This is a genomic window from Devosia sp. LC5 (genome assembly GCF_000735585.1).
In the GTDB taxonomy this organism is placed as follows: domain Bacteria; phylum Pseudomonadota; class Alphaproteobacteria; order Rhizobiales; family Devosiaceae; genus Devosia.
This window is the reverse complement of sequence record NZ_JNNO01000014.1, coordinates 33,353-58,276: the sequence shown is the minus strand read 5'-3', so window position 1 is coordinate 58,276 and position 24,924 is coordinate 33,353. Positions and strand designations below refer to the sequence as shown.

Below are 24,924 nucleotides of genomic sequence, written 5' to 3'. Positions count from 1 at the left end.
CCATGCTCTCTATTGCTTCCGGCGAGACCGAGCGTGGCCGCTGACACCGATTGTCGTCGGGTGTTTCCCACGCCAGTCTGCTTCTGTCGTGCATGGATGATAGGGCGCTCCCGATACCGGAGCTATGCTTTGACGTCCGAAGTTCCTTTTCTATCGTCCCGAAATACTGAGTTTGCGGACGGCAAGGAGCGGAGCCTGAGTCACGATCCCGCGGTGCTCGCGAACAGGTGAATGCCCGGCGACGAACCAGGACTTGGACGTGCTCGAAGATCAATGGAAAATGGCCACAGTTTCACTGCAACACCTGCATGCTTACCATCGACTGGAAGACCAATGGATCCGCTCTCAGATCTCCTCGCTTTGCTAAAACCCAAGAGCTATGTATCGGCGGGCTTCAATGCCGGCGGGGACTGGGCGATCCAGTTCTCCAACCAGAAGGACCGCATCAAGTGTTACGCAGTGATCTCGGGGACCTGCTGGCTTTCAGTGGAGGACGTTGCGAATCCGGTACGGCTGAATGCAGGTGACTGTTTCGTCCTGCCCACCGGCCGGCCTTTCCTCCTGGCTAGCAATATGAAGCTATCGCCGATCGACGCCGGAAGCATTTTTCCGCCTCCCGCTAATGGTGGCGTCGTGACTCACAACGGTGGGGGCAGCCTATTCCTGGCAGGAAGTCGGTTCGCCGTGAGTGGACGCAACTCTTCCATGCTCCTCGGCATGCTGCCGCCAATCATTCATCTGCAGAACAAGACCGAACAAGCCGCGCTCCGCTTCTGCGTTGAACGGATGATGCAGGAGTTGAGCGACGGCCAACCCGGTGGCTTCCTAGTCGCACAGCACCTGGCGCACATGATGTTGGTGCAGGCGCTGCGGCTGCATCTGGCTGATGGTCCCGGACCTGGCGTGGGTTGGTTCAACGCCCTTGCCGACGAACAGTTGCGACTTGCCATCAATGCCATTCACGCCAACCCCTCGCGGCGCTGGACATTGCAAGACCTGGCATCCCATTCCGGCATGTCGCGTTCGAATTTCGCGCTTCGCTTTAAGGAGGTGACCGCAGAGACACCAATGGAGTATCTCGCGCGTTGGCGCATGCTGCTGGCCGGTGATCGCTTGCTCAACTCGAGCGAGCCAATTTCCACCATCGCGCTCTCGCTCGGCTATGAATCGGAAAGCGCCTTCAGCACGGCGTTTAAGCGCATGATGGGATGCACGCCCCGGCAGTATGGCCGTGCCGAGGAGATTCCCTTCGTAAATAACCAGCTCTTGTCGGGCAAGGTGAAGGAAGCCGTGGGCGAGGCAACTACCCACTGAACAATCATTCATTCGTGCTTTGCGCTGTTGGCCGAGGCTACCTGGCGCCGGCCTCGCGCAACCTGCTTTTCCTTTCAGTCAGCGCCCAATCTACCCTTGAACTAGCTTGTCTGGGGTAATCGGCAGCTCACGCACTCGAATGCCGATGGCATCATAAACGGCGTTGGCGACGGCTGCGGCTACGCCGGTAGCAGCCATGGTTCCAACACTGCGCACACCCAGCGGGCCCGCATTGGGATCAAACTCATCCACGAAGGCGATATCGATTTCAGGTGGGATGTCCGCATTGACCGGCAGGACCACATTGGCCAGGTCCTTGGCATGCCACCGCCCAAGACTGGGCTCGAAGTGGCTGGCTTCCATCGCCGCCTGGCCCCAGCCCCAGACGATACCGCCAATCATTTGCGAGCGCGCCGTCCTTGCATTGAGGATGCGTCCGACGCTATAGGCGCCCGTTGCACGCCGCAGCCGTAGCAGACCCAGTTCCGGGTCGACACCTACCTCAACGAAAATGGCGCCAAAGGACCGAGCCGGAAAACCGGGTAGTCCCGCATCGGCATAGTTTTCGATTTCCAGCGCCCCGTCCCCGGAAAGTTCGGACACCCCTGCTTCGCTGAGCACCGCTTCGATGGTACGCGACTCCGTGCCGCGAACAATGGAGCCGCCGCGCATGGCGATCTCCGCCACTGGCCAACCGCACAGGCGGGCGAGCCTGTCCCTGACCGCGGTGGCAGCCTGGTGCAGCGCCGTCCCCGTACTGATCGTCGTGGCGGAACCATAGGTTGGCCCTGCGGGAGGCAGATTGGTGTCGCCAGTCACCGCATGCACGCGATCCGGCGAAAGGCCCAGGATTTCTCCGACCACCTGCGCGAAGATGGTTGCCGGTCCTTGACCGACATCGCACAGGCTGGATTCGAACCTGGCGGTGCCATCGGCCTTCAGCAATACGCGAACCGTTGAGCCGAACCGGGTGACGCCCTGGCTGCAATCCGCCATGCCGCAGCCGATTCGCCAATGACCGTCTAGCGTCCCGCCCGCTGGGCGAGATCGCCATCCAAAGCGCTCCGATCCCAGCGCATAAGCTTCGCGAAGCTTTTTTGAGGACCACGGATCACCGCTCACTGGATCGACTTCCGCGTAGCTGGCAAGTCGCAGGTCGATGGGGTCCATGCCTACCGCGCGGGCGAGTTCATCCATGGCGGACCCGAGCGCCCAGGATCCCGGACCTTCAGCCGGAGACCGCATATAGGTCGGCAGGGTCATGTTGCCGCGTCGGACAAGCTGAAGATTGGAGATATTGTCGCAGGCGTAGAAGCTGCGGCTGGGCACCGTGGCGAACTCGATATAGTCCTCGGTCAGGCCGGTGACGTTGCTGACCACATGGGTCATGCTCACCAGCTTGCCTGTGGAATCGGCGCCTAGCCTGATTTCCTGGGTCACCCGCGGCTGGGTTCCTACCATTCCGTACATGTCCCGGCGGGTAAGCACCAGTTTGACCGGACGGCGCATCACCCTTGCGGCCATGGCCGCAAGGAGCTCGTGCGGCCACACGTAACCCTTGACCCCGAAACCGCCCCCCGTATGGGGCGATATGACGCGAACCGCCGCCCGCTCGAGTCCGAAGGTTGCGGCCAGGTTAGCCTGGACAGCGGGGAGGTGTTGCACCGAGTCGTACACCGTCAGGTTGTCACCCGACCAACTGGCGAGGATGGCCGACGGCTCCATCGGATTGGCGTGCCGAGTCGGCTGGGCATACTCAGCTTGAACCACATGGGCCGCCGACGTCATTGCTGCTTCGGGATCGCCTTTCAGAAATTCGCTCGCGTCGAGATATGAATATCCCCCGCGCTCAGGATCGACCGCGTCCGGAGCCGCCGCCTCCGGATTGATGTACGGAGCTGGCGCATAGGTTGCCCGCACGGCACGAGCACCGGCCTCGGCGGCTTCCAGCGTTTCAGCAAGCACGATTGCGATTGGTTGCCCCTCGTGCAGAATCTCGTCTGATTGCATCGGGATCGATTTCGTCGCAAGCGGGGGGACCATCGTCTCGTTGAAGTCCGCGTGCAGCGGTGGCAGGTCGCCTGCCACCAGCACCCTGACTACACCCGGAAGACCGAGCGCCAGTCCGGTATCGATATTGGCGACGCGGCCGGCAGGTATCGTCGATGACACGAATACGGCGTGAAGTTGCCCAGGCAGGCTCTGATCTGCGGCGAACCGTGCACTGCCATTGACCTTGATCTTCCCGTCCGAGCGCGGGACAGGTTCTCCGAGATTGCTCATGCTGCCCTCGCTGCGAGTTCAATGGCGCGCAGCGTTGCATTGCGCGCGATGGTAATTTTGTAGGCATTTGACGAAAGCGGCCGTGCGTCCACGAATCCTGCGTCCACAGCAGCCACTGCTTCGGAGGAGCCTATTCTCTGTCCTACCAATTGCTGTTCCGTGGCGTTGAGCCGCCACGGCCGCATGGCGACCGAGCCCAGCGCGATCCGGGCGCGGCGGATGACGTCGCCGTCGAGGTCGAGGGCCACGGCCGCCGACACCGTGGCGTATTCAAAGCTCTCGCGTTCGCGGATTTTGAGATAGGCCGAGGTCGTTGCGGCCGCGCCGATCTCGATGGCGGTGATGAGGTCTCCGTTGCCAAGTATGTTGTGCCACGCCGGATTCTCGGACGGCATCACATGGATGTCCTGCACCGGCACACGACGGACGCCCTTGGCATTCTCGATAACGTATGCGGCATCGAGCGCTGCAAGCGCCACCGGAGGATCGGCTGGATGGACCGCAACGCAATCTTCGGTCCAGCCAAAAATGGCGTGTTTGTCATGGATCCCGGCAACGGCCGAACAGCCCGACCCTGCGACGCGCTTGTTGCAGGGTGTGGGTTCCTCCGCCCGAAAATAGGCGCAACGCACGCGCTGCAGCGGATTGCCGCCGATCGTGGCCAGATTGCGGATCTGGGCCGAGGCAGCCTTGAGTATCGCCTGGGAGAAGACCGGGTAGGCGTCGCGGATAAGCGCATGTTGCGCGACGTCGTTGAGCTTGGTCAGCGCGCCGATGCGCACCCCGCCATTGGGCAGAGCTTCCACGCCTTCCATGTCTGGGATGCCTGTGATGTCGACGACCCGCGCCGGCTCAACGATGCCGATCCGCTTCCAGTTCAACAGTTCAGTGCCGCCGGCGATGGACATGGTTTCGGGTTGCTGCAGTAGCGCGATCGCGTCAGCGCGCGACGTTGCTTGGGCATAACTGAAATTGCGCATCAGACGATCTCCCCGGCAGCCGCTTCGACCGCGGCAGCGATCTGTGGATAGGCCGAGCAGCGACAGAGGTTGCCGCTCATCCACTCGCGAATTTCGGCATTGGACCCCGCATGCCCTTCCGCGATGCAGCCGACCGCCGACATGATTTGGCCGGAGGTGCAGAAGCCGCACTGGAAAGCGTCATGATCGATGAAGGCCTGCTGGACGGGATGCAATACCGGTCCGTCCGCCAGGCCTTCGATCGTCGTAATCTTCCGACCGTCGGTCGACGCGGCAAGGATGAGGCAGGAATTTACCCTTCGGTCATCCATCAGCACTGTGCAGGCCCCGCATTCGCCGCGGTTGCAGCCCTTCTTCGTCCCGGTCAGTTGCAGCCGCTCGCGCACCGCATCGAGCAGAGTGGTGCGCGGCTCAACATCGAGAACATGGTCGACCCCATTGATCTCGAAACGCACGGTGACGGAGGAACTGAATCGGCTCGGCGCCAGATCCTGTGCGCCGGCTTCGGTGGGCGCTCCTATGACCGCGACACCGGCCGCGACCGTGGCAGTGCCGCGCATAAATGTTCGACGAGAGATTTTTCCAGGATGGTCAGACATGCCGTTCTCCGTTGCGGTTACTTGTTCAGTCGGCGCTTCGCGGCAATCGCATCTCTAGGACGGCCGGAAGTCCCGCTTCGGTGCCTACGGATTGAACCCATCCATCCGCGCCGCGTGACATGGCGGAGCCAACAGCCCGACGCCGATCTGCAGCCATATCAGTGCTGCAGCCGCCAAAGGATAGACGGCAGCGGAAAGCTGTCCATGCTGGCAAGTCCACAATGTCTTTGCGATCGTCCAGAGATCGACGCGGTTGGCCGGCCGGGTCGAATTCGACGTGCTGCCAAATACCACGATCTATGCTGCCGGCGGCGTCAGCCGCTACCGCGAGGACTTCGTATCCTCGTCCCACCGGATCATCGACGCAAGTGGCGCCGCACAGGCCACACTTGCCATTCAGCCGCAGCAGATCCAAGGCTTTTCGGGTGAGATCGGCCTGCGTTCGGAATTCGACACCGGTCCTGTCGGCCACCAGTTCAACGTCTCGGTAGCGCGGGCGCTCAACGAAAACTATCGTGGCGGCTTTGCTCCGGCCTCCATCATCCTTCCCGGAACATACCCCACCAATATTTATGCGCCGGTCTATCTTCCCGACGGTTCGGTGGACACAAGTGGCTTTCCGCGTTCGGACAATTTGCCATTATTTGCAAACCTGTTGGCCACCAGTGTAGCAGTCAGCGACACTCTTTCTTTTGCTGACGATCGGTTCCAGCTCACGCTTGGCGGACGCTATCAGGAAATGCGTTCGGAGAGCTTCAATACGCGACCGGATCGTGGTCCGATTGGAACAAGCACCTATCTTTACGAGGGCGGGCGTTTCAGCCCCGGCATCGCGGCTTCGGTGGGCATCACCGACAACTTCTCCGTCTATGGGAACTATGTCGAGGGTTTGACCGAGGGCCTGATTGCACCGGCTGCGGCAACCAATAGCGGTGAAATGTTCCCCCCCTGTCGTTAACACGCAACGGGAAATCGGCGTCAAATACGATACCGGATCCGTTCTGCTAACGGCTTCGCTGTTCGAGATCGAACAACCCAATGGCTTCACGGCTCCGGGCGGAGCCTTTGGCCTTGATGGCTTGCAGGTTAATCGCGGCATTGAATTGTCTGCCTATGGCGAACCCTTCGAGGGGCTTCGCGTGCTCGGCGGCGTAACGTTCATGGACGCCCAACTGGCACGGACCCAGGGAGGACTTTACGATGGCAACCAAGTGACGGGTGTGCCTCAGGTAGCCCTCAGTCTTTACGGCGAGTATGACGTGCCCTGGATTACGCCCGGCCTTACCCTAACCGGCCGAGTGATCTATAGCGGTAGCGCGTTCTATGATCAGGCCAACACCCAAGAAGTATCAGATTGGACGCGCTTCGACGTCGGCATGCGTTACGAGGTCGAAGGACCATCCGGACAACCGGTGGAACTGAAAGCGGCTATCGAGAATGTCTTCGACCAGAACTACTGGGCCTCGTCAGCCCGTGGTTTTCTCGCCGCGGGTGCACCCCGTACATTCAAGGTGTCTGCTTCGTTCAGCTTCTAGAGTCGTCTGTGGCTACAGATTGCCACGAGTGAGGTCGAACAGGCCGCCGGTTCCCAGGACGGCTATTTCCGCGCCCTTTCCACAGAGACGGGCGAGGAACTCTCGCGCGTGGACCTGCCAACCGGCGCCACCGCCACTCCGATGTCCAATATCGGTGCCGAAAGCGGTGACCAGTTCGTCGCCCTGACGGCGGGTGGCACGGTCCTGGCCAGCGAACTGGCCACCGCTTTCGGGATTTTCCAAATCAACGCGGAATGGCAGAAACGGGGTTGGTAACTGCCATTCTAGACCGCATGTTATGCGAATCTCACGAGACGCCGGTTAGCGTCGAGCACTCGCGAGCGGCGGACAGACCGCAGAATCCCCGCCTGCTGGGCAGCAATCACAAGTCCCCCTTGCAGTGGCTGGCGGTTTGTTCCTCCACTGCCTACAGCAACTGCTGCTAAAAACCAGCTTGTGAGACCTCGTCAATGCTTGGGCCACGGCTCGGACGTTAGTTGTTCACAATAGCGGTCCAGCGACGCCCAGTTTGCACCTTGGTCATGCGGTCGCGAGCACGCCGATATAGCCAGATGCTGTCGTTTACTCAGATCACCGACCTCACTGCGATCGCGATACCGTTAAGGGCTGTGACAAGCTCATCGTCGCTTATCGTCATCGGCGGTGAAAAGCCCAGCGCATCTCTACCCTTGGTGGTGGTGGAGACGCCGTGGTCGAGCAACGCCTGCAGCAGCCTAGCTTCGGAAACGCCGGCCAAAGCCTGCTGGTCGAGTTCGATGGCAAGGAGCAGACCCTTCCCACGCACAGAACGGATCGCCGGCATACTCCGGGCCAGTTCCGCGACCCCTTCGCGGACCGCCTGCTCCAGTCGTGCCGTACGTGCCGGCAACCGGTCGCGCAAGATGATACGTAGGCAGGTCAGTGCTGCCCTGGTGGTGAGCGGATTCTTCTCGTGCGTATAATGACCCAGATCCAGCTCAGGGGCGATGTCGAAACGGGCATCGGCGAGCACAGCTGCGATCGGCAGCATGCCGCCGCCCAGCGCCTTGCCCAGCACGACCATATCGGGTCGCGCGTCAAAGTGCTCGAAGGCGAAGAAGCGGCCGGTCTTGCCCAGACCCGACGGAATCTCGTCAAAGATCAGCAGCGTGCCGGCGGCGTCGCAGAGCCGTCGAACCTCGGGCCATAGCTCGAGGGAAGGGACGTGGCAATTGGACCGTATCGGTTCGGCGATTATCGCGGCGACACCGCCCGGCGTCTCGCGCAGCGCCCGCTCAATATCCTCAATCATCGCCGCCGCGCCGTACTTCCAATAGGGGCGGACATGCACACGGTCTGGCAGGAAACTCCCCAGACGCCTGTCCGGTTCAGCACGCGATAATCCAAAGGCGCCTAGCCCATGGCCGTGATAGCAGCCCTCGAGCGAGACTGTCGCGCTGCGCCCCGTCACCACCCGCGCCAATTTCATCGCCAATTCGATGGCGTCAGATCCGCCGGTGGTGAACAGAACCTTGGCCGGTCCGTCGGGCCATTGCGCCGTCAACAGCTCCGCGAGTTCGGTCGCCGGCTCGTTGGCATAACGGCGCGGCGAGAAGGTCAGTTCGTCAAGTTGCGCCTTGAGCACGGCAACCAGTTCCGGATGCGCGTGGCCGATATGGTGGGCGGTATTGCCGTGGAGGTCGAGATAGCGCCGGCCATCCATATCCTCGATCCAGCTGCCCGACACATGTCGGAGCGCAGCCAGGCAGGGGCTCGACCCGTCTTGATGAAAAAACACGGCGGCGTCGCGGCCAACGAGGGCGGCACTGGCGGTACCGAGCACATCACGTTCGATCATCAGAAAGTGGCTCCTGCGCCGACGACGCTCAGTTGCTGCTGTTGCTTTGATCCGCTGCCCAGCCCCTGCGCCCGCCGCGTGCCGCGCTCGACCCAGACGACGATGGCCATGGCCAGGGCCGAAACCACCAGCAGTCCAACGCTTTTGGCAGCGGCGTAGCCGTAGTTGGATGAGCTGGCGGCATTGAAGATGGCGACCGATGCCAGGTCGGTGCTGCCGCTGACGAGGAAGATGATCGAAGAGAGCGTGGTCAAACCGTCAATAAACACATAGAGCACGCCCAGCAGCGCCGCGATGCGGAGCATGGGAAGGGTGACTTCCCAAAACCGGCGGATCATGCCCGCCCCCAGGCTTTCGGCCGCCTCGTCCACCGACTGGTCGATCCGCTGCAACGCGGCCCGCGCTGCTAGCACGCCGACATAGAGATTGCCGAACATGATGTTGATGACGATGATTGCCTCGGTGCCGGTCAGCGACAATTGCTTGATACCGAAGGGTGCATTGAAGGCGATGATGTAGCCGACGCCGAAGATGATGCCTGGCAGGATCGCCGGGATCAGCGCCTGGAAGGCGATGGCATCGCCCAATGGTGGCCGGAGCCGCTCGGCGACATAGCCAATTGCCAGGGCCAGAAGGCCACCGATCGGCGCCGCGATGGCCGCAACGCGGACGCTATTCCAGACCTCGGAAAGCCCACCGTCGCGAGAGCCATACCCCGTCCCGTCCATGCCTGCACTCAGGCCTTCGGGCGTGAAGTAGGCCAGGGTGAAGGTCCAGTCGACACCCCAGATGCGGGTTACCGATCCCAGGATCATCACCAGATAGATGGCGGCGATCAGTATACAGAAGAATCCGGCAAGCCCGGTCAGTCCAACGCGCACGGCAAGGGGCTGCTTCTGCTCGGCGGGGGTACCGGCATCGTTGCTGACATAGCGCTTGCGGCGGCCGAATTGCTCGAGCGCCAAATAAAGCAGCAATGATGGCACGATCAGCCACAGGCAGATGGCCGAGGCGAGCGGCGTGTTCTGGAAGCCGGTGATCTCATTGTAGATCACGCCGGCCAGCACCGGCGTGTCGCGGCCAAGGATCATCGGATTGCCGAAGTCGGTGAGGCTCTGGATAAAAACCAGCACGACGGCACGCTTCAGGCCCGGCCAGCTCAGTGGCAGGGTGACATTGCGAAACAGCGCCAGGCGCCCTGCCCCCAGCATCAACGCCGCCTCTTCCAGCCGTCCATCCTGCCGCCGCATGGCGTTGTCGAGCACGATCAGCGTCGTAGGCAGGAATGACAGGGTCTGCGCAATGATGATGCCGAGTGGCCCATAGACATTGAACGTATCGGCATCGCTGATGCCCAGCGTCTGTTCAAACAGGGTGTATGTAATGAGCCCGCGGCGGCCAAACAGCATGGTGGTCGCCGTCGCCACCAGAATGGGCGGCGCCACCAGGGGAAGCAGCAGGATATTGCGGGTCAGCGTGGGATTGGCGATGCCGCCGCGATTGAGACCGTAGACGATGGCATAGGCGATGCTCACCGTCGTCAGCACTGAAATCAACGCCAACGTGACGCTGTTGGCGGCGGCCTTGCGCAGATAGGAATCGGCGATGACAGCCACATAATTGGCGAGGCCGTAGCGCTCATCGGTCGCAGCGCGCAGCCGGTTGAAACCATCAACAGAAAGCTGGTCCCGCACGGCAAAGGCCAGTGCGATGCGCTTGTGCAGCATGATATGGGCCACGGGAAAGGCATCGTCCACTGCCTGTCGATCGGCCACAGGCAGAGCAGCCAGCGCTGTTTCGATGGCAGTTTGCTGGTGTTCAAACGGGTGTGCGGTGTTCCAGTTCGGCTCGTAGCCCGCCAGTTCATAAGCCACCGCCGTCGCCTCGACGCGCTCGGGCAAGGTGGAAGCGGCGACCCAGCCCTCGATCGATGTCGCGCGCTCACTTGCGGGCAGCAGATCCAGAGCCTCCTGCGTAATCGCGGCGAGCCGCCAATGGGGCAGCGGCCCGCTATTGTCGAAGCTCTTGATCAGGACCAACCCCACCGGCACGACGATGAAGACAAGCAGCAGTAGCGATACCAGCGATGCTGCGACAATGCCGGGCAGCCGGCGCACAATCGGGCTCACCAGGATGCCTCGCGATCGAGCGGCACGACATGGGCATGGTCTGGGCGGAGGTGAATGCGGCCCTCGCCAATGCGATTGCCGGTCGCCGCTGTCGATGGTTCCTCAACCAGCAGGTGAAGCCCATTATCACAGCGCACCGTCAACCGGCGGGTGGCGCCCAGAAAGGTCGCGGAAATGACCGTGCCGGTCATGGTATCGGCCCCGGCGACAGCCGCGATGGAAAGATGTTCGGGGCGAACCAATACGGTGATCAGATCGCCCATCCTGGCGCCATGGGTGTTCACCGACCACAAGGCATCATTGATGCGCAGCCCGCCGGCCTCGACCGTACCGGCCAGGAGGTTGGACGTGCCGATGAACTCGGCGACGAAGCGCGAGCGTGGTCGGTGGTAGATTTCCCCGGGGGTGCCGACCTGCTCGATGCGGCCGGCGCGCATCACAGCCACCCGGTCGGACAACGCCAGGGCCTCCTCCTGGTCATGGGTCACATAAAGCGCCGTCATGCCCAACCGGTCCACCAGTCCGCGCAGTTCGGTGCGCAGCTTGGCCCGGATGCGCGCGTCGAGTGCTGACATGGGCTCATCGAGCAACAGGATTTCGGGTTCGGCGGCGAGGGCCCGCGCCAGCGCCACGCGTTGCTGCTGGCCGCCGCTCAGTTCGTGCGGGTATCGATCAAGGAGTTGGTCGATCTCGACCAGGGTTGCCAGTTGCCGGACCCTTTGATCGACCTCGGCGCGGCGCTTGCCCGCCATCCGCGGGGCGAAGGCAATATTCTGTGCGGCGGTCTTGGTGGGAAAAAGCGCATAGGACTGAAAGACAAATCCCATCCGTCGTGCCGCCGGCGGCATGTAGGTCACATCGATATCCTGCCGCCAGATGCGGCCGGTATCGGGCGCGGTAAAACCCGCAATCATGCGCAGCAGCGTGGTCTTGCCGCAGCCGGAATCGCCCAGCAGGGTGACAAATTCGCCCTTGGCGATGCTGAGCCCGACGGAATCGACCGCGCGAGTGTCGCCGAAGCTCTTGCTCAGCGCATCGATGCGAAGGTGCGGCCCACCCTTTTGGGCGGGCCGCGCTTCGAGCTTGTGTTCGACCTGGTCGAGCATCAGTTGTTGACGAACTTTTCGGCCCATTCGCGGCGGAACGCCTCGATATCGACTGGGCGGCGCATGTTCCAGGTGGTGACGGTGTCCAGATCGACGAGGCCATATCCTGGCACCGCAGTCGCACCGACCAGGCCGCCGAGGATTTCAGCGGCACCCTTGCTGGCGAGCCAGTCGAGGAAAATCTTGGCCTCTTCCGGATGCTGCGCGCCGGCAACCAGACCGCCGCCTTCGCTGGTGTTGGGGGTAATTCGGCCAAAGACCACGTCGACCGGACGGCCCGAGGATTGGGTGGCAAAGCAGGTGGTGTCGTAGGACAGGCCGATGGTGACTTCGCCCGTACCGGCAAGCTGTGCACCGCCCGAACCGCCATCGGAATATTGATAGACGTTTTCATGCAGATTTTCGACGAAGGGCCAGCCAAAGGCGTCGACGAAAGTGGCAAGAATGGTGGTGCCGGTGCCCGACTGCATAGGCGAGGGCATGGCGATCTCGTTCTTGTAGGCCGGCTTGATCAGGTCTTCCCAAGTGGCGGGCATGGGCAGGCCCTTGTCGGCCAGGCGGTCACGATTGACCACCATGCACATCGTGGTGGCGAAGTAGCGGGTATAGAAATCGTCGGGGTCGCGGAATTCGTCGCGAATCTCGGTACCAGCAGGCGCATAGGGCTCGAACACGCCGGCATTCTTAAGCTGCTCGAGCGCGACATTGTTGACCAGATAGACCACGTCGGCCTGCGGATTGCCCATTTCGGCAATGGCGCGCTCGGTGATCGGGCCGGTCGAGCCTGACACGACCTGAAGCTTGATTTCGGGATGAGCGGCACTGAAAGCCGCCGTCAGCGCTGCGCCGACATCTTCGGACGCATCATAGATCACCAGATCCTGGGCCTGGGCACTGGCGGCGAGCAGCAGGCCAATGGCCGCTGCTGTGGTGAAAAGAACTGGACGCATCACTGTCTCCTTGGATTTTCCTGCCTCGGCAGTTGCGCAACCGTTATAAGTTTGCTGTATGGATAGCATGTGCAATTTAAGTGACACTTATTTGACGATGAGACCAAAATGAACTTCGCCCAGTTGCGTGCCTTCCATGCCGTTGCCCAGCACGGGACTTTTTCGGCCGCAGCGCATGCGCTGAGCGTCAGCCAGCCGGCGATAACGCAGCACGTCCGAGCGCTGGAGGAAGCCATCGGGGGCCGGCTGTTCCACCGGCGCGGCACCGGCGTCGAGCTGACCGCCGACGGCAATGACCTGCTGCCGCACGTGCACCAGATCATCAAGGGCTTCGAGGACGTTTCCGCGCGCCTCGAAGACGGCAAGCAGCTCCGCATCGGGCACCTTGCCATCGGCTTATGCGGACCGCATGTGGCCATGCCGCTGATCCGGCAGTTCCGCGCCAGCCATCCTGGGGTACAGATCGAAACGCGCATGAACAACAGCAGTCAGCTGCTGGAACTGGTCACCCAGTTGCGCGTCGACCTGGCAGTTGTGACCCTCCCTGCCCCGGCCAACAATCTCGTCTGCCACAAACTGGCTGACCAGGAAGTGCTGCTGCTGGTGCCGGCCGAACACGAATGGGCCCTGCGGGACGCCATCGACATCGCCGAGCTTGAAGCCTTGCCCTTTGTGCTTCGTGAGCATGGGTCGATGACCCAGCGTATTTTCGACACCGCGCTCACGAGCCGCGACGTAAGCATCCAGCGCGAGCTGGAGCTGTCGAGCCGGGAGGCCGTCAAGGAGGCCGTAGCTGTCGGGTTGGGTCTTGGCGTCGTGCTAGACAAGGAATTAGGACACGACAGCCGCCTGGCTGGAGTGAAATTGACAGGCGCCGACCTGGCGGCCGCGGAGTATCTCGTTGCCCATCCTGAAGTGAGCGAATTGGGTGCGGTGAGGGAATTCATCGCCACAAGCCTTTCGACCACCGCCAACCCCGCCCCGACCGAGGCGCTGTAAACCGCTTTGTGCGAAGGAGGCATTCTCGAGCGCATATTATGCGAATCCAGTTGCGACTTCCCATTCGCGGCATAGCGCGGATGGTCTCACTGGACCTCCTGACGCTAAGCTCCCGAGCAGTGAAGGCGGGCTTTGAACGACGCCCACGTCGGAGCTGAACCTATGTTAACGCGCGGCTCCACCATCGAGACGCTGACCGCCACCAAGTTCGCCGCTCGCCGCTTTTTGACCATACCGTGCTGCACGCCTGGCCCTCGAAATCCAGTTCCGCACTGAGGCCGTGACAGCCGCATCGTCCAGTTGGCAGTCATCCACCATCTTAATGGGCCGCACACAGTGCTCGACGCAACGAAGCGGGAGTTGAAAATAGCTCGGCAGCGGGTGCGGCTGAAATCGAAGCCAATTTTATCGGAGAACGTCTCCCCTCCCCCGGGATTAGCCAATGGCGCGGCTGATTCAATCGACGTCCCAAGACAGGGTCAAAGCGACCCTGTGAAAACTGCAGGGAAGTCTTGAGTGCCTTCCGGCGACTAGTTCTCGAAGAGGGCTTTCTTGACCTCCTCCCAGCTCTGCCGATCGGGGGCTGTCAGTAGAAAGCCTTCGGTTATCGTCGGGCGATAAGGCTCGCCGCTCACCAGCGCCGCATGGCCGCCGGCTTCGGCATGGATCAGCACACCGGCCGCGTGATCCCAGGGCATGATACCAGCATTGAGGCAGAAGCTCATCGCGCCGGTCACCAGCATCCGATATTCCCAGGCGGAACACCGCCACGTCGTCGTCCGCGAAAAGCGCAAAACGCGTAGGGCCAGTTCGGCCTGCAATTCGCGCGCGAACATATGGAGCGGAACGAAGCCGTGCATTTCCGAAATCGGCCCGGGTTCGCCTACCGAAAGGCGGCTCATCGCGCCGTCGGGCGAGACGTGCCAAGCGCCCTTCCCCGGCCGGGCGACGAGAAAATCCCCCGTGACTGGATAGTGAATGATGCCAGCTATGGTTTTACCATTGGCGACAATAGCGAGGATCGAGCCGAAGGTCGGTACGCCATGGGCGAAGTTCCAGGTGCCGTCGACGGGGTCGATGATAGCCACCAACTCGGCCGCACCAATACGGTCGAGGATGGACCCGTCATCGGACACCGCCTCTTCGCCGACCACCACGATCCCCGGTAGTCGCTGGGCCAAGAGCCGGCTCAGCGCGTGCTCGGCGCCGATATCGGCATCGGTCACCACATCATCGGGGGCGGTCTTGGCGCGCATGGTGTCGGAGGTGATCGCCTGAAAGCGGGGCAGAATTTCCTGCTTTGCCACCGCTCGCATATCGACCACCAGGGCCTTGAGCAGGTCGTCGCTGATTTCGTTCATGCACGTTTCTCAAGATAGGCCTTGAGAGCGGCCGGCTGGTCGGTCTGGATGGCGCTGATGCCGGCGTCGATAAGGCGACCCCAGATCTTGTCGGGGTCCCTCAGGGCCACCGTGTCGGTCCATTCACCGCTATTAGCCATGTCGAGCGTGTTCTTCCAGAGCGCCATTCCAGCAGCCTCGAAGGCGGAGCGATTGGCCGCGATGGTGTCGATATGGTCGAAACGGATTTCGCTCATGAACGGCTTTAGTTCGGAGAGAACGGAAAGGGTCTCGCCGATCCCGCCTTCTGTAAAGCTCGCCATGGCCATGAAGGGTACGCCGCCGATATCCTGCGCCTTCACCCAAGCTACGTGTTCCGGCGTCATTACCGTGGTCTTAAGGTCCACATAGGGCGCCGCATTCATTTCGCGAGCGCAGGCGGCAACTTCGGAGAAGAGATCGCGATCCTTGAGGTCGAGGTCGGCGAAGATGCGGCCGCGGATGATTTCGAGCGCCTGCTTCAGGGTCGGGACGTGCTGATCGGTGAGTTCGCGGCCTTGCCCCCCATCATCTGCGCGCAAGGCGATGGCCTGCAGTTCGGCCATGGTGAAAGTCTCGGCGTCGCGGTCGATGCCGGCCATGCGCAGCAAGGTGTCGTCATGCAACAGGAAAAGTTCGCCATCGAGGCTTTTGCGGACGTCGAGTTCGACGATGTCGACGCCGATGGCTATGGCCTTCTCAATCGCGGCAAGACTGTTCTCCGGAGCGCCATGCCAGGCCCCACGGTGAGCCACGACGGCGCAACGGCGTGCGGGATCGGCGATGTAGTCTTTGTAGGTCATTGTTCTTGCTTTCGTTGAGAATTAGCGGCGGCGAGCGGCGAGATAAGTTTTTAGGGCCGCCGCTTCGTCGGTTTGGATGGCGGAGACGCCAGCATCGAGCAGTCGTCCCCAGACAGCGTCGGGGTCTTTGAGCGCGGCACTGTCGGTTAGACCGGCACACGAGACATCATTGAGCGTGTTGACCCAGAGGTGGATGCCCGCTTCGGCGAAACGGTGCTTGTGTGAGGCAAGCTGTTCGATGGAGTCGAAATAGATTTCACAGATCAGAGGCTTGAGGTGGAACGCCAGCTCGGTCTGGAGTTCGGCGCCCGGCACGTTGAGCCGGGTCTTGGCGATGAAGGGCACGCCATGGGCCATGACATTGCTGCTGATCCAAGCAAAGTCATCCCCGTCGCGCAGGGCGCTCCAGAAATCGACCTGTTGATCGACGCTCGCAGCCTGGGCCGCGGCAATGACTTCTGGGATCAGGGCTCGGTCCTTGACGTCGAGATGGATGAAGATGCGATCGCGGGTGAGATCAAAAACGTCGCTCAACCGCGAAAGTTTTTGGTCTGTCAGCGAATGTTCCGCTCCACCATCGCGATTGCGCAAAGGTAGCGCGGTGAGTTCGCTTGCCTGAAGGCTTTCTACCGCCGCGTTGCATCCTGTCATGCGCACGAGAGTGTCGTTGTGGCAAAGAAAAAGCTCACCATCGGCGCTGCGGCGAACGTCGATTTCGACGACGTCATAGCCGCCGGCAATGGCTGCCTCGATGGCGAGAAGGCTGTTTTCCGGCGCGTCCCGCCAAATGCCGCGATGAGCAATGACGGCGCAGTCCCGTCCGGGAGCGGACATAAAATCCCTGTAGTTCATGGACGAGCTTTCATTGGCTAAAGGCGCCGGGGACGACACGACCAGTCTCGGCGTCGAAAAGGTGGAGGCGCGCGGGCGGGAAAGTGAGCGAGAGATGGGCCTCCGTGCCGATATCGGCGCCGAACGGGGTGGCGATGCGGAGAACATTGCCACCGAGGTCTGCGGCCAGGATGGTGTGAGAGCCCAAGTCTTCGCGATAGCGAAGGTTGGCCTTGATCGGGCCTCCGCCGAGGAGAATGTCTTCGGGGCGAATTCCGAGTTGGTACGCGCCGAAAACCGGGCACTCGGCCATCACCTGCCCGTCGGCCAGGCGCAGCACTTTGCCGTTGCCGGTGACGGGTACGATGTTCATGGGTGGGGCGCCGATGAATTTGGCGACAAAGACCGAGGCGGGCTGGTGATAGATGGTCTTAGGAGTATCGAACTGCTCGATCCGGCCCTTATTGAGTATGAGAATGCGATCGGCGAGGGTCATCGCCTCAACCTGGTCGTGGGTGACAAAAACCGTGGTTGCCCCGATACGGCGATGGAGCTCGGCCAATTCCATGCGCATGTCGTGCCGCAATTGCGCGTCGAGATTGGATAGCGGCTCATCAAAGAGCAGCACGCCGGGCTCGCGTACGATAGCCCGGCCGATGGCAACGCGCTGGCGCTGACCGCCGGACAATTGCCCCGGCTTTCGGGCGAGGAGATCGAAGAGCCCGAGCATTTTTGCCACCGCCTCGACCCGCTCGACGCGTTCGGGTTTCGGCATACCGGCAACCTTGAGGCTATAGGCGATGTTGTCAAAAACGCTCATATGTGGATAGAGCGCATAATTCTGGAACACCATCGCGCAACCGCGCTGTTTGGGTTCAAGATCCTGCACCTGCCGGGTACCAAAACTGATAGTGCCGCCGGACACGCGCTCCAGGCCGGCGATCATCTGCATCAGGGTGGACTTGCCGCAGCCCGAGGGACCGAGGACAACGGTGAATTCGCCGGCGCGCAATTCTGCGTCGAGCGGGGGAATGACCTCGGTCGTCCCATCGTAGGATTTGCTGACTTTGTCGAGCATGATGGCCGAAGCCGCTGCGCGAATGGCTGTGTCGATTGCGTTCATCTTATTTCTCCGAAAGCACGAGCCCGCGCACGAGATAGCGTTGCAGCACGGCGATCATGACGAGGGGGATTATCGAGACGACGACAGCGCCGGCCATAATCAGTGGAAAGTCGGGCATTACACCTTCCATGTCGGGCGCAAGGCGCGCCAGGCCAACGACGGCGGTCTGCATATTGGGCGTAGAGCTGGCGACGAGCGGCCAGAGATATTGGGTCCAGCCGCCGAGAAAGGTCAGCACGAAGAGCGCTGCAAAACTCGGTCGCGACAGCGGCAGCAGGATATCGAAAAGGAAGCGGATCGGCCCCGCCCCATCCATCCGCGCCGCCTTGACCAGATCCCTGGGCAAGACCAGGAAGAACTGGCGGAAGAGGAACGTGCCGGTGCCATGCGCAACGAGCGGCGCGATCAGCCCGAAATGGGTGTTGAGCACGCTCCATTCGAGCATAACCGGCGCGCCGAAGACGTTCGCAATGAGAGAATTGAGGCCGGTGATGTCGAGCAGTGCATTGATCGGCGACAGAATGTTTGACGCGACCTGATACGTGGTGATTACCCTGATATCGAGCGGCAGCATGATGGTGGCAAGGATCAGCGCGAAGACAACGCTGCCCCAACGGACCGGAAAGAACACCAACGCATAGGCCGAGAGGAACGACAGTACGCAGGTGACGATTGCGTCGCTCACGGCGACGACCAGCGAATTGGCCATCTGCTGGGGGATGCGGGTCTCGGAGAAGATGCGGATTACATTGGAGAAGAACTGATCGCCGGGATACCAGACGAGCCCATTGCGCAACATAAACTCGTAGGATTGAGTTGCAGTGGTTAACGTCAGGTAGAGCGGCCCCAGGATGTAGAGCATGCCCAGGAACAGCACGGTGCCGGCGACGAAATTGAGGGAGCGGGCGTTTTCGACCATTTTCAGCGCTCGTAATTGATGCGTCGGCCCAGAAAGGCGAATTGCGCACCTGTAAGAAGGACGACAAAGACCATGAGAATGGCGGTCTGGGTGGCGGCACCCGAAAGGTCGTAGCCGTTAAAACCGTCGACATAGATTTTGTAGACAAGGAGATTGGTCGAGCCGCCCGGCCCGCCCTTGGTCATGGTGTCGACCAAAGCAAAGGCCGAGGTTACACTTTCGGTAAATTCGAGAACCAGGGTGAGAAAGACCTGCGGCATGATCAGTGGCAGTTGCACATCGAAGATGCGCCGCCACGCCCCTGCCCCGTCCATTGCAGCGGCCTGATGCATGGTGCGCGGCAGCGATTGCAGGCCGGCCAGCAGAATAACAAAGTTGAACGGAATGCCGCTCCATACATGGGCGGCGATCAGCATGATGAAGGCGTCGGTGCCGTCGATCCCCGGCGCCCAGATGCCGGGAAACCATTGGTTGAGCGGCGAGAGAATGCCGGCAAAGGGATTGAAGATGAAGGCGAAGATCACGCCGATCGACGCCCCGGCAACGCCCTTGGGCCAGACCAGCACGTTTCGCGCGGGCTGCGACAGGCGCAATTGACGATCGGCTGCCACGGCCAGGATCAGCGGCACCAGCACGGCAAGGCTTGAGCCGATCACCATGAAGATGACGGTACGCTTGCCTGCTTCCCAGAATTGCGGATCAGACAAGACGCGGGCGAAATTGGCCCAACCTACGAAGATCGAGCCACCGCCAAACGGGCGTTCCAGAAAGAACGACCAATAGAAGGCCTGGAAGATCGGCACGTAAAAGAAGATGACGATCAGCAGCGCCAGCGGCGTAACCAGCAGAACCGGCAGCCAGCGATTGGCAAACAGTGCTTGGGTTGGCGAGGACATGGTTCGGGCCCGACATGAAAGGGTTCGGCACGGAGCGAGGGCGCTCCGTGCCGGGCATTGAGTCGGGATCAGGGGAGCTTGACGCCCTGGTAGGTCTGCTCAAAGCGGCGCAGCAGTTCGTCACCGCGCGTCTTGGCATTGTCGAGGGCGACCTGCATGGTCTGCTCGCCGTTCCAGGCTTTTTGGGTTTCTTCCATAAAGACTTCGCGGAACTGGACGTAGAAGCCGAGACGAACACCGCGGCTGTCCTCGGTGCGCGGCTGGTTCATGGATTCGATGCCGATGGCGGCGGTCGCGTATTTGGCAGCGTCAGCTTCGCCGCTGGCTTCGATCGCACCGAGAACATCCTTGGTCACTGGGACATAGCCGGTGGCAGCGGTGAAGGCCATTTGTTGTTCGGGCTGACGCAGGAAGTCGAGGAAGGCCTTTGCGGCGGCAACTTCGGCGTCGGAATGGCCCTTCATCACATAGATCGAAGCGCCGCCGACCAGGGTATTGTGGCGCTCATAGTCTTCATACATCGGCGCCATGTCGACGGTGACTTCGTACTTGCCCTCGAAGGCCTTGGCCGAAGCGGCGTAGGAGCCCGAGGAGCCTTCCATCATGGCGCATTCGCCGGCATTGAAGGCGTCGGCATATTTGCCGGCCCTGGTATCGACGCCGAGACGCACGAGGCCTTCGTTGCGCCATTCGACGAGATTTGTCAGGTGCTGGACAACGAAGGTGGTGTTGAGGACGTATTCGGCGTTTAGGCCATCATAGCCATTGTGGTTGGACGCGATCGGCAAGCCGTGGCGAGCCGAGAACTGTTCCAGCACGCGCCAGGTGTCGCCATCGGTGACGAAGGGACATGCATGGCCGGCGGCCTTGAGCTTTTCGGCGGCAGCCTTGATCTCTTCCCAGCTCTTAGGGGTCTCGGTGATGCCGGCTTCTTCGAGCTGGGTCTTGTTGGTGTAAAACAGCAGCGTGGACGCATTGTAGGGCTGCGAATAAAGGCGGCCGTCCGAGGTTTCGTAATAGGCGCGAGCGCCGTCGATATAATTAGCCCAATCGACGTCCGGCAGAATGTCCTGCACCGGCACCACGGCGTCCGACAGCATCAGATCGAGCGTGCCGGCGTCGAAGAACTGGATCAGCACAGGAGCATTGCCCGAGCGATAGGCAGCGATCGCCTTTTGCATCGAGACTTCGTAGCTGCCCTGGCCGACGCAAGTGACCTTGTCCTGCGATTGGGCGGCATTGAAGGCATCGCACTGGGCGAGAATGGCAGTCTCGACGCTGCCGGTATTGCCGTACCAGAATTCGAAATCGGTGGCCTGCGCCGCACCGGCGCCAGCCATCAGGGCAGCCGTCGTGGCTGCCAGAGTGAATATCTTCATCATTGCCTCGCCTGTCATGAAAGCGGTCGCGGTGAGCCCCGATCGACCGACGACGGGATTACTACACTTTAGGTGTAACAAATCCATGACAGTGGCAATGGGGCCTGCGGCAACGCGCTCGCCGCGCCGCAGTTCGAGCGACAAAATCGGGCTTTCGTCGTTGAAATATTACACTCTTTTGGTAATGAAGACGGATGGAGACGATCGATGACCTATTCGCCCGAAGCGCTGATATCGCCGCGTTTTTCCCGTGCCGCCGAGGGCGGCGTCGTCTCGCCCAATGAGCGGGCGCTGTTGCGGCTGATCTGGCGCAATCCGGGCATGTCGCGATCCGAGATCACGCCCCATATCGATCTGACCCAGCAGTCGGTCTATCGCATCATCGATCAATTGGCCGAACGGGGCATTGTCGAACTGGGCGCTCCAAAACCGGGCCTCGGCCGCGGCCAGCCGAGCCCGACCCTGCGGCTTGTCGGCAAGCACGCCTATAGTTGCGGCATCTCGGTCAATACCGACGTGATCGGCATCTGCCTGATGGACCTCGCCGGACGCATTCTCGGCGAAGCCAGCGTTCCCCTGCGCGAATCCAGCATGGCCGAGGCCCTCGACCTCGTGACCGAGGAATTGGCGGGCCTGCAGCGGAGCAATGGGCTTTCACCGGACAGTTTCTTCGGCATCGGCTTTGCCATTGCCGGCTATCATGTCGGGGGCACGCGCTATAATGCGCCCCTGCCGCTCCACGAATGGTCGCTGATCGAACTCGGGCCCCTGATGGCCGAATTTTTTGGCCGTCCGGTCTGGGTGCACAATGGCGCCAATACCGGCACCATTGCCGAATCCATGTTCGGCGTCGGCCGCTATATCAAGCATTTCGCCTATCTCAGCTTCAACTACGGCTTTGGCGGCGGGCTGATCAGCGATGGCGAACTGCTGCTCGGGGGCAATGGCAATGCCGGCGAATTTTCCGGCATTTACGATGCGGAAGAATCCAAGCGCCGCCCGGCACTGCAATATCTGATCGAACGGCTCAACCACAACGGAGTCGAAGTCCCCTCGATCAGCTACATGCGAAAGTACTTTGATCCGAACTGGCCCGGCGTCACCGAATGGGTCGAGGAGGTGACGCCGGCCTATAATCGGATGATCAACGCCATCCGCGCTGTCATCGACCCCCAAGCCATCGTCTTCGGAGGTCAGGCGCCCTCGGACCTGGCACAAATGTTGATCGACAAGACGCATATCTTCGATCGCCCGCGCTATGGCGTAAATCGCCCGGGCCCCAAGTTGATCGTCTCGGAGATCGCCACGGATGCCTCAGCCATGGGTGCCGCCGTTACCCCATTTAGGGCCGCGTTCTACTAGATTGCGCTCGACCGCAAGGCGCTCCCACCGTCAGTTTCGACTGCAGCCAAATAGCGCGGGAAAGTCCTGCTCGCGTTATCGCTGTGTCCATGCTCCCGGCGGCGAGCCGATCTTCCAGTTCGCGAAAACAGAGGAAGAGTTTCGGTCAGTGTTCGTCACAATCACCTTGCGGAGATCACCGGCGCGCTTGATTCAAGATTGTCAGGTCTGGCCGTGCGTTCGAGGTGATATATGCCCCAAAATTTTGCGTCAGCGATAATCCGTTGGCGGGATCACCTCGACAGCCAGTCAGGCGGGCTTTCCGCGTTCGATCAATCCTATACAGTCTCGACAATGCTCTTTGGGTGCCATTGACACTTGGAAGCACACGGCGCAGATGCGACCCTTGAAAAAGACCGGATCGAGGCGATCAAGGGTGAACTTGAGGCATGGATGCGTGAGCGGGGCTATGTTTACTGTTCATAGTTCCGCTCCAACCAGCAACACCGCATATGACTAGTTTGTGACAACCAAGGGTGCTTCAAAGGCAGAATAGCAAAATTGGAAGTGCCGGATGTCAAAACAAGAAACCTTGGAGGCGACCCTGGCCAAGCTCGCAAAAGAGCGAGGCTCCCACAAAGCGATTATGAAAGAGGTCCGAAAGCTTTACCCCAGGGCATCCAAAAAGCAAATCATCCGGGCGGCTTTCGCTCAGATGATCGAGCGCGCCGAAGAAGACCTCGACTCGAGTAGACCACTGCAGGACTTCGCCATCGCCGAGCGATCTTCAGCCGACAAATAAAGAAAAGCCTGCACTAGTGCAGGCTTGAGTTCAAGGTTGAAACGGACCGAACGTCCCCACCATTTTACTTATAACTGTGACACGCCGACGACACGCGATGCTCCGCTACTCGCACGCGGATTGGGGTCGAAAGGCCGAGTAAGGGCCCACATTGTTGATTTTCGCCGAGAATTGATGGAGTGGATGCCCCCTCCCGACGGCATCCACTCCATCACTTCTCAGTGGCAATCAACAGCAATATCTTATGCCGATGAGGCAACTTTGCTTCCACGCGTCGGTCCGACGCCGAGCAGTTCCATCAGCCATTAACCATGCGATCGAGGACGTCGGCCCGGATCCTTGTCTTCGGACTGAGGAATCCGCATCTTGGTTGCGTCAGGTCGATTCCCGGCTTGACTGGCCGGCGGGCCGCCTGTGCAAGGGCGGCCGACGACAGGTGTGCAAACCCGTCGTCAGCCTAAGCCACATAACCCCTGTACGAGCAGAGGCATACATGACCTATCCTTCTTCTAGCGGCGCTGCGGCGTCGAACAAGCCCCATTTTCTTTCCGCCACGACCAGCCCGATCGCGATCGCGTCGGGACTGGTGCAGCACGACCTGGTCAGCCCCACCGATCAGGTGATGATCCTGAGCCTGATCGAGGAGACCGGCTCGGCCAGTGTCGGCGACGTGATGGCCGCGCTGGACGGCCATGTTGATCCGGCCGGTGCCATCCAGGTGCTCATCTCTGCGGGGATCGTCAAGGCCGATCTCCGCTCGGGCGTGCTTGACCAGCACACAATGCTTACCCGTACGGTGCTGACCGATCCCGATGATGACCCGACGCCTGCTGCTCCAGGTGGTATCCTGCCAGCGCCGGGCGGCCTTCCAGACGGTATTGTGGCCCTTTCTGTCACCAGCCTGCAGCCGAACGTCCTGGTTAGTTCGGGCAGCGCGCGTCGTGCATTGGGTCGTGCCGGGTCCTTGCGCCGCCCCGGTGTCTATATCCTGCTGTCCGGTGCGCAGGCCTATGTCGGCATGGGATCGGAAGTGGGCCGCCGTGTGGCCAATGGCGCGCAGCCGATCGCCGATGTCGATGCGATTATCACCATCACCGATATCCATGACGGGTTGAGCGAGGCCGATGCCCTGGTGCTCGAGCGCATCATCCATGGCCGCGTCGCGGCAGCACGGGAAGTGGCCTTGGTCAATGGCACGCCGGATGGTGCAGCGGTTTCGCCGGAACGCTATGAAGAGCTCAACCTCTTCGCGGCCATGGCCTGTCATGCCCTCGCACGCGAAGGATACCTTTTCGTCAATCTCAGCCCGCGCTTGGTGCTGGCCGGTCCGCGCGCGGAAGCGGGTCGCCTGGCGCCCCTGCGCGCCTTCGATGAGGCTCCTGAAGGCGAGGTGATGGAACTGTCTTTCGGCAAGGATCACATGGCCCTGGCCTGCCGCCGCGCCGATGACGAATGGGTCTTGTTGCGCGGCTCCGACATCCGCCTTGATTGCGTCGCCAGCGCCAATGCCTCGGTGAGCTATTTGCGGGCCGCCTGGCATAATGCCGGCATTCTTGAGCTGGCCCATGACGGGACCTCTTACGTGCTGAGCCGCGACATGGTCTTTTCCTCGGCCTCTGCCGCCATGCATTTTACCGTGGGCAGCAAGGGCCAGGGCCGCGGCGGCTGGCAGCCGATCGATACCGGCCTTAGCGCACCGGCGCGCTAACGCGGTCTGTT

The 24,924-nt window shown here is 61.2% G+C and carries 22 protein-coding genes; 8 read left to right on the top strand and 14 right to left on the bottom strand.

Translation table 11 applies throughout. The annotated features are described in order from the left end of the window. The first annotated feature begins 333 nt into the window (after positions 1-333). The gene (locus FF80_RS09670) at positions 334-1,314 is read left to right on the top strand and encodes an AraC family transcriptional regulator (protein ID WP_081917353.1); all 981 of its coding nucleotides are present in this window, start codon (positions 334-336) and stop codon (positions 1,312-1,314) included. A gap of 90 nt (positions 1,315-1,404) precedes the next feature. Here FF80_RS09670 and FF80_RS09665 read toward each other — a convergent pair whose 3' ends face one another. The 3 genes from FF80_RS09665 to FF80_RS09655 are packed head-to-tail and all read right to left on the bottom strand — an operon-like array spanning position 1,405 to position 5,176. After that, entirely contained in the window at positions 1,405-3,597 is a 2,193-nt protein-coding gene (locus tag FF80_RS09665; RefSeq protein ID WP_035099752.1) for a xanthine dehydrogenase family protein molybdopterin-binding subunit, read from the bottom strand. Continuing rightward, positions 3,594-4,577 carry a xanthine dehydrogenase family protein subunit M gene (locus FF80_RS09660; RefSeq protein ID WP_035099749.1) on the bottom strand — a complete coding sequence of 328 codons (984 nt, stop codon included), beginning with the start codon at positions 4,575-4,577 and terminating at the stop codon, positions 3,594-3,596. Before FF80_RS09660 ends, FF80_RS09665 begins: the two co-directional genes overlap by 4 nt. Further along, positions 4,577-5,176 carry a (2Fe-2S)-binding protein gene (locus tag FF80_RS09655; protein WP_035099747.1) on the bottom strand — a complete coding sequence of 200 codons (600 nt, stop codon included), beginning with the start codon at positions 5,174-5,176 and terminating at the stop codon, positions 4,577-4,579. The genes FF80_RS09660 and FF80_RS09655 overlap by 1 nt, the downstream gene beginning before the upstream one ends. A gap of 253 nt (positions 5,177-5,429) precedes the next feature. Here FF80_RS09655 and FF80_RS22335 point away from each other — a divergent pair, with 253 nt between their 5' ends. The 3 genes from FF80_RS22335 to FF80_RS22390 are packed head-to-tail and all read left to right on the top strand — an operon-like array spanning position 5,430 to position 6,987. Continuing rightward, complete coding sequence (locus FF80_RS22335) at positions 5,430-6,134, top strand: TonB-dependent receptor (RefSeq protein ID WP_052153362.1); 705 nt, start codon at positions 5,430-5,432, stop codon at positions 6,132-6,134. After that, on the top strand, positions 6,109-6,711 hold the full coding sequence (locus FF80_RS22330; protein ID WP_052153361.1) for a TonB-dependent receptor: 603 nt from the start codon (positions 6,109-6,111) through the stop codon (positions 6,709-6,711). The genes FF80_RS22335 and FF80_RS22330 overlap by 26 nt, the downstream gene beginning before the upstream one ends. Before the next feature lie 6 nt (positions 6,712-6,717). Continuing rightward, positions 6,718-6,987, top strand: a complete 270-nt coding sequence (locus FF80_RS22390) for a hypothetical protein (protein WP_348270326.1) — start codon at positions 6,718-6,720, stop codon at positions 6,985-6,987. Between the two features lie 310 nt (positions 6,988-7,297). On the opposite strand, the gene FF80_RS09645 is transcribed toward FF80_RS22390, so the two are convergent. Genes FF80_RS09645 through FF80_RS09630 form a run of 4 tightly spaced genes read right to left on the bottom strand, consistent with a single transcriptional unit; the run spans position 7,298 to position 12,733 of the window. Then, a complete protein-coding gene (locus FF80_RS09645; protein WP_052153360.1) occupies positions 7,298-8,548 on the bottom strand; it encodes an aminotransferase class III-fold pyridoxal phosphate-dependent enzyme in 1,251 nt (416 codons plus the stop codon). Continuing rightward, positions 8,548-10,677, bottom strand: a complete 2,130-nt coding sequence (locus FF80_RS09640; protein ID WP_052153359.1) for an iron ABC transporter permease — start codon at positions 10,675-10,677, stop codon at positions 8,548-8,550. Before FF80_RS09640 ends, FF80_RS09645 begins: the two co-directional genes overlap by 1 nt. Beyond that, positions 10,674-11,810, bottom strand: a complete 1,137-nt coding sequence (locus FF80_RS09635) for an ABC transporter ATP-binding protein (RefSeq protein WP_244445745.1) — start codon at positions 11,808-11,810, stop codon at positions 10,674-10,676. The genes FF80_RS09640 and FF80_RS09635 overlap by 4 nt, the downstream gene beginning before the upstream one ends. Beyond that, positions 11,783-12,733, bottom strand: coding sequence for an extracellular solute-binding protein (locus FF80_RS09630; protein ID WP_035099742.1), 951 nt, complete (start codon positions 12,731-12,733; stop codon positions 11,783-11,785). Before FF80_RS09630 ends, FF80_RS09635 begins: the two co-directional genes overlap by 28 nt. 108 nt (positions 12,734-12,841) lie before the next feature. On the opposite strand from FF80_RS09630, the gene FF80_RS09625 reads away from it, so the two are divergent. Continuing rightward, positions 12,842-13,732: a LysR substrate-binding domain-containing protein gene (locus FF80_RS09625; RefSeq protein WP_035099739.1), complete on the top strand. Its 891-nt coding sequence runs from the start codon at positions 12,842-12,844 to the stop codon at positions 13,730-13,732. 530 nt (positions 13,733-14,262) lie between these two features. On the opposite strand, the gene FF80_RS09620 is transcribed toward FF80_RS09625, so the two are convergent. From FF80_RS09620 to FF80_RS09590, 7 genes are all read right to left on the bottom strand, one after another. Next, a complete protein-coding gene (locus FF80_RS09620) occupies positions 14,263-15,093 on the bottom strand; it encodes an inositol monophosphatase (protein WP_035099736.1) in 831 nt (276 codons plus the stop codon). Next, positions 15,090-15,914, bottom strand: a complete 825-nt coding sequence (locus tag FF80_RS09615; protein WP_035099734.1) for a glycerophosphodiester phosphodiesterase family protein — start codon at positions 15,912-15,914, stop codon at positions 15,090-15,092. Before FF80_RS09615 ends, FF80_RS09620 begins: the two co-directional genes overlap by 4 nt. Before the next feature lie 21 nt (positions 15,915-15,935). Beyond that, entirely contained in the window at positions 15,936-16,766 is an 831-nt protein-coding gene (locus FF80_RS09610) for a glycerophosphodiester phosphodiesterase family protein (RefSeq protein ID WP_035099732.1), read from the bottom strand. A gap of 10 nt (positions 16,767-16,776) precedes the next feature. After that, a complete protein-coding gene (ugpC, locus tag FF80_RS09605) occupies positions 16,777-17,868 on the bottom strand; it encodes a sn-glycerol-3-phosphate ABC transporter ATP-binding protein UgpC (RefSeq protein WP_035099729.1) in 1,092 nt (363 codons plus the stop codon). A gap of 1 nt (position 17,869) precedes the next feature. Beyond that, positions 17,870-18,787, bottom strand: a complete 918-nt coding sequence (locus FF80_RS09600; protein WP_035099727.1) for an ABC transporter permease subunit — start codon at positions 18,785-18,787, stop codon at positions 17,870-17,872. Positions 18,788-18,789: 2 nt separating this feature from the next. After that, complete coding sequence (locus FF80_RS09595) at positions 18,790-19,683, bottom strand: sugar ABC transporter permease (protein WP_035099724.1); 894 nt, start codon at positions 19,681-19,683, stop codon at positions 18,790-18,792. Between the two features lie 68 nt (positions 19,684-19,751). Then, the gene (locus tag FF80_RS09590; RefSeq protein ID WP_035099802.1) at positions 19,752-21,062 is read right to left on the bottom strand and encodes an extracellular solute-binding protein; all 1,311 of its coding nucleotides are present in this window, start codon (positions 21,060-21,062) and stop codon (positions 19,752-19,754) included. Positions 21,063-21,269: 207 nt separating this feature from the next. On the opposite strand from FF80_RS09590, the gene FF80_RS09585 reads away from it, so the two are divergent. The 3 genes from FF80_RS09585 (at position 21,270) to FF80_RS09575 (ending at position 24,913) form a co-directional block, all read left to right on the top strand. Further along, positions 21,270-22,424 (top strand): ROK family transcriptional regulator, encoded by a 1,155-nt coding sequence (locus FF80_RS09585; protein WP_035099722.1) that lies wholly within the window; start codon positions 21,270-21,272, stop codon positions 22,422-22,424. Between the two features lie 553 nt (positions 22,425-22,977). Beyond that, a complete protein-coding gene (locus tag FF80_RS09580; RefSeq protein ID WP_035099720.1) occupies positions 22,978-23,205 on the top strand; it encodes a hypothetical protein in 228 nt (75 codons plus the stop codon). Between the two features lie 493 nt (positions 23,206-23,698). Then, positions 23,699-24,913 (top strand): hypothetical protein, encoded by a 1,215-nt coding sequence (locus FF80_RS09575; RefSeq protein WP_035099718.1) that lies wholly within the window; start codon positions 23,699-23,701, stop codon positions 24,911-24,913. Positions 24,914-24,924: the final 11 nt, after the last annotated feature.

Coding starts and splice junctions, on each gene's coding strand:
- FF80_RS09670 (WP_081917353.1), top strand. CDS start 334: ATGGATCCGCTCTCAGATCTCCTCGCTTTGCTAAAACCCAAGAGCTAT.
- FF80_RS09665 (WP_035099752.1), bottom strand. CDS start 3,597: ATGAGCAATCTCGGAGAACCTGTCCCGCGCTCGGACGGGAAGATCAAG.
- FF80_RS09660 (WP_035099749.1), bottom strand. CDS start 4,577: ATGCGCAATTTCAGTTATGCCCAAGCAACGTCGCGCGCTGACGCGATC.
- FF80_RS09655 (WP_035099747.1), bottom strand. CDS start 5,176: ATGTCTGACCATCCTGGAAAAATCTCTCGTCGAACATTTATGCGCGGC.
- FF80_RS09645 (WP_052153360.1), bottom strand. CDS start 8,548: ATGATCGAACGTGATGTGCTCGGTACCGCCAGTGCCGCCCTCGTTGGC.
- FF80_RS09635 (WP_244445745.1), bottom strand. CDS start 11,810: ATGGGCCGAAAAGTTCGTCAACAACTGATGCTCGACCAGGTCGAACAC.
- FF80_RS09630 (WP_035099742.1), bottom strand. CDS start 12,733: ATGCGTCCAGTTCTTTTCACCACAGCAGCGGCCATTGGCCTGCTGCTC.
- FF80_RS09625 (WP_035099739.1), top strand. CDS start 12,842: ATGAACTTCGCCCAGTTGCGTGCCTTCCATGCCGTTGCCCAGCACGGG.
- FF80_RS09620 (WP_035099736.1), bottom strand. CDS start 15,093: ATGAACGAAATCAGCGACGACCTGCTCAAGGCCCTGGTGGTCGATATG.
- FF80_RS09615 (WP_035099734.1), bottom strand. CDS start 15,914: ATGACCTACAAAGACTACATCGCCGATCCCGCACGCCGTTGCGCCGTC.
- FF80_RS09610 (WP_035099732.1), bottom strand. CDS start 16,766: ATGAACTACAGGGATTTTATGTCCGCTCCCGGACGGGACTGCGCCGTC.
- ugpC (WP_035099729.1), bottom strand. CDS start 17,868: ATGAACGCAATCGACACAGCCATTCGCGCAGCGGCTTCGGCCATCATG.
- FF80_RS09600 (WP_035099727.1), bottom strand. CDS start 18,787: ATGGTCGAAAACGCCCGCTCCCTCAATTTCGTCGCCGGCACCGTGCTG.
- FF80_RS09595 (WP_035099724.1), bottom strand. CDS start 19,683: ATGTCCTCGCCAACCCAAGCACTGTTTGCCAATCGCTGGCTGCCGGTT.
- FF80_RS09590 (WP_035099802.1), bottom strand. CDS start 21,062: ATGAAGATATTCACTCTGGCAGCCACGACGGCTGCCCTGATGGCTGGC.
- FF80_RS09585 (WP_035099722.1), top strand. CDS start 21,270: ATGACCTATTCGCCCGAAGCGCTGATATCGCCGCGTTTTTCCCGTGCC.
- FF80_RS09580 (WP_035099720.1), top strand. CDS start 22,978: ATGTCAAAACAAGAAACCTTGGAGGCGACCCTGGCCAAGCTCGCAAAA.
- FF80_RS09575 (WP_035099718.1), top strand. CDS start 23,699: ATGACCTATCCTTCTTCTAGCGGCGCTGCGGCGTCGAACAAGCCCCAT.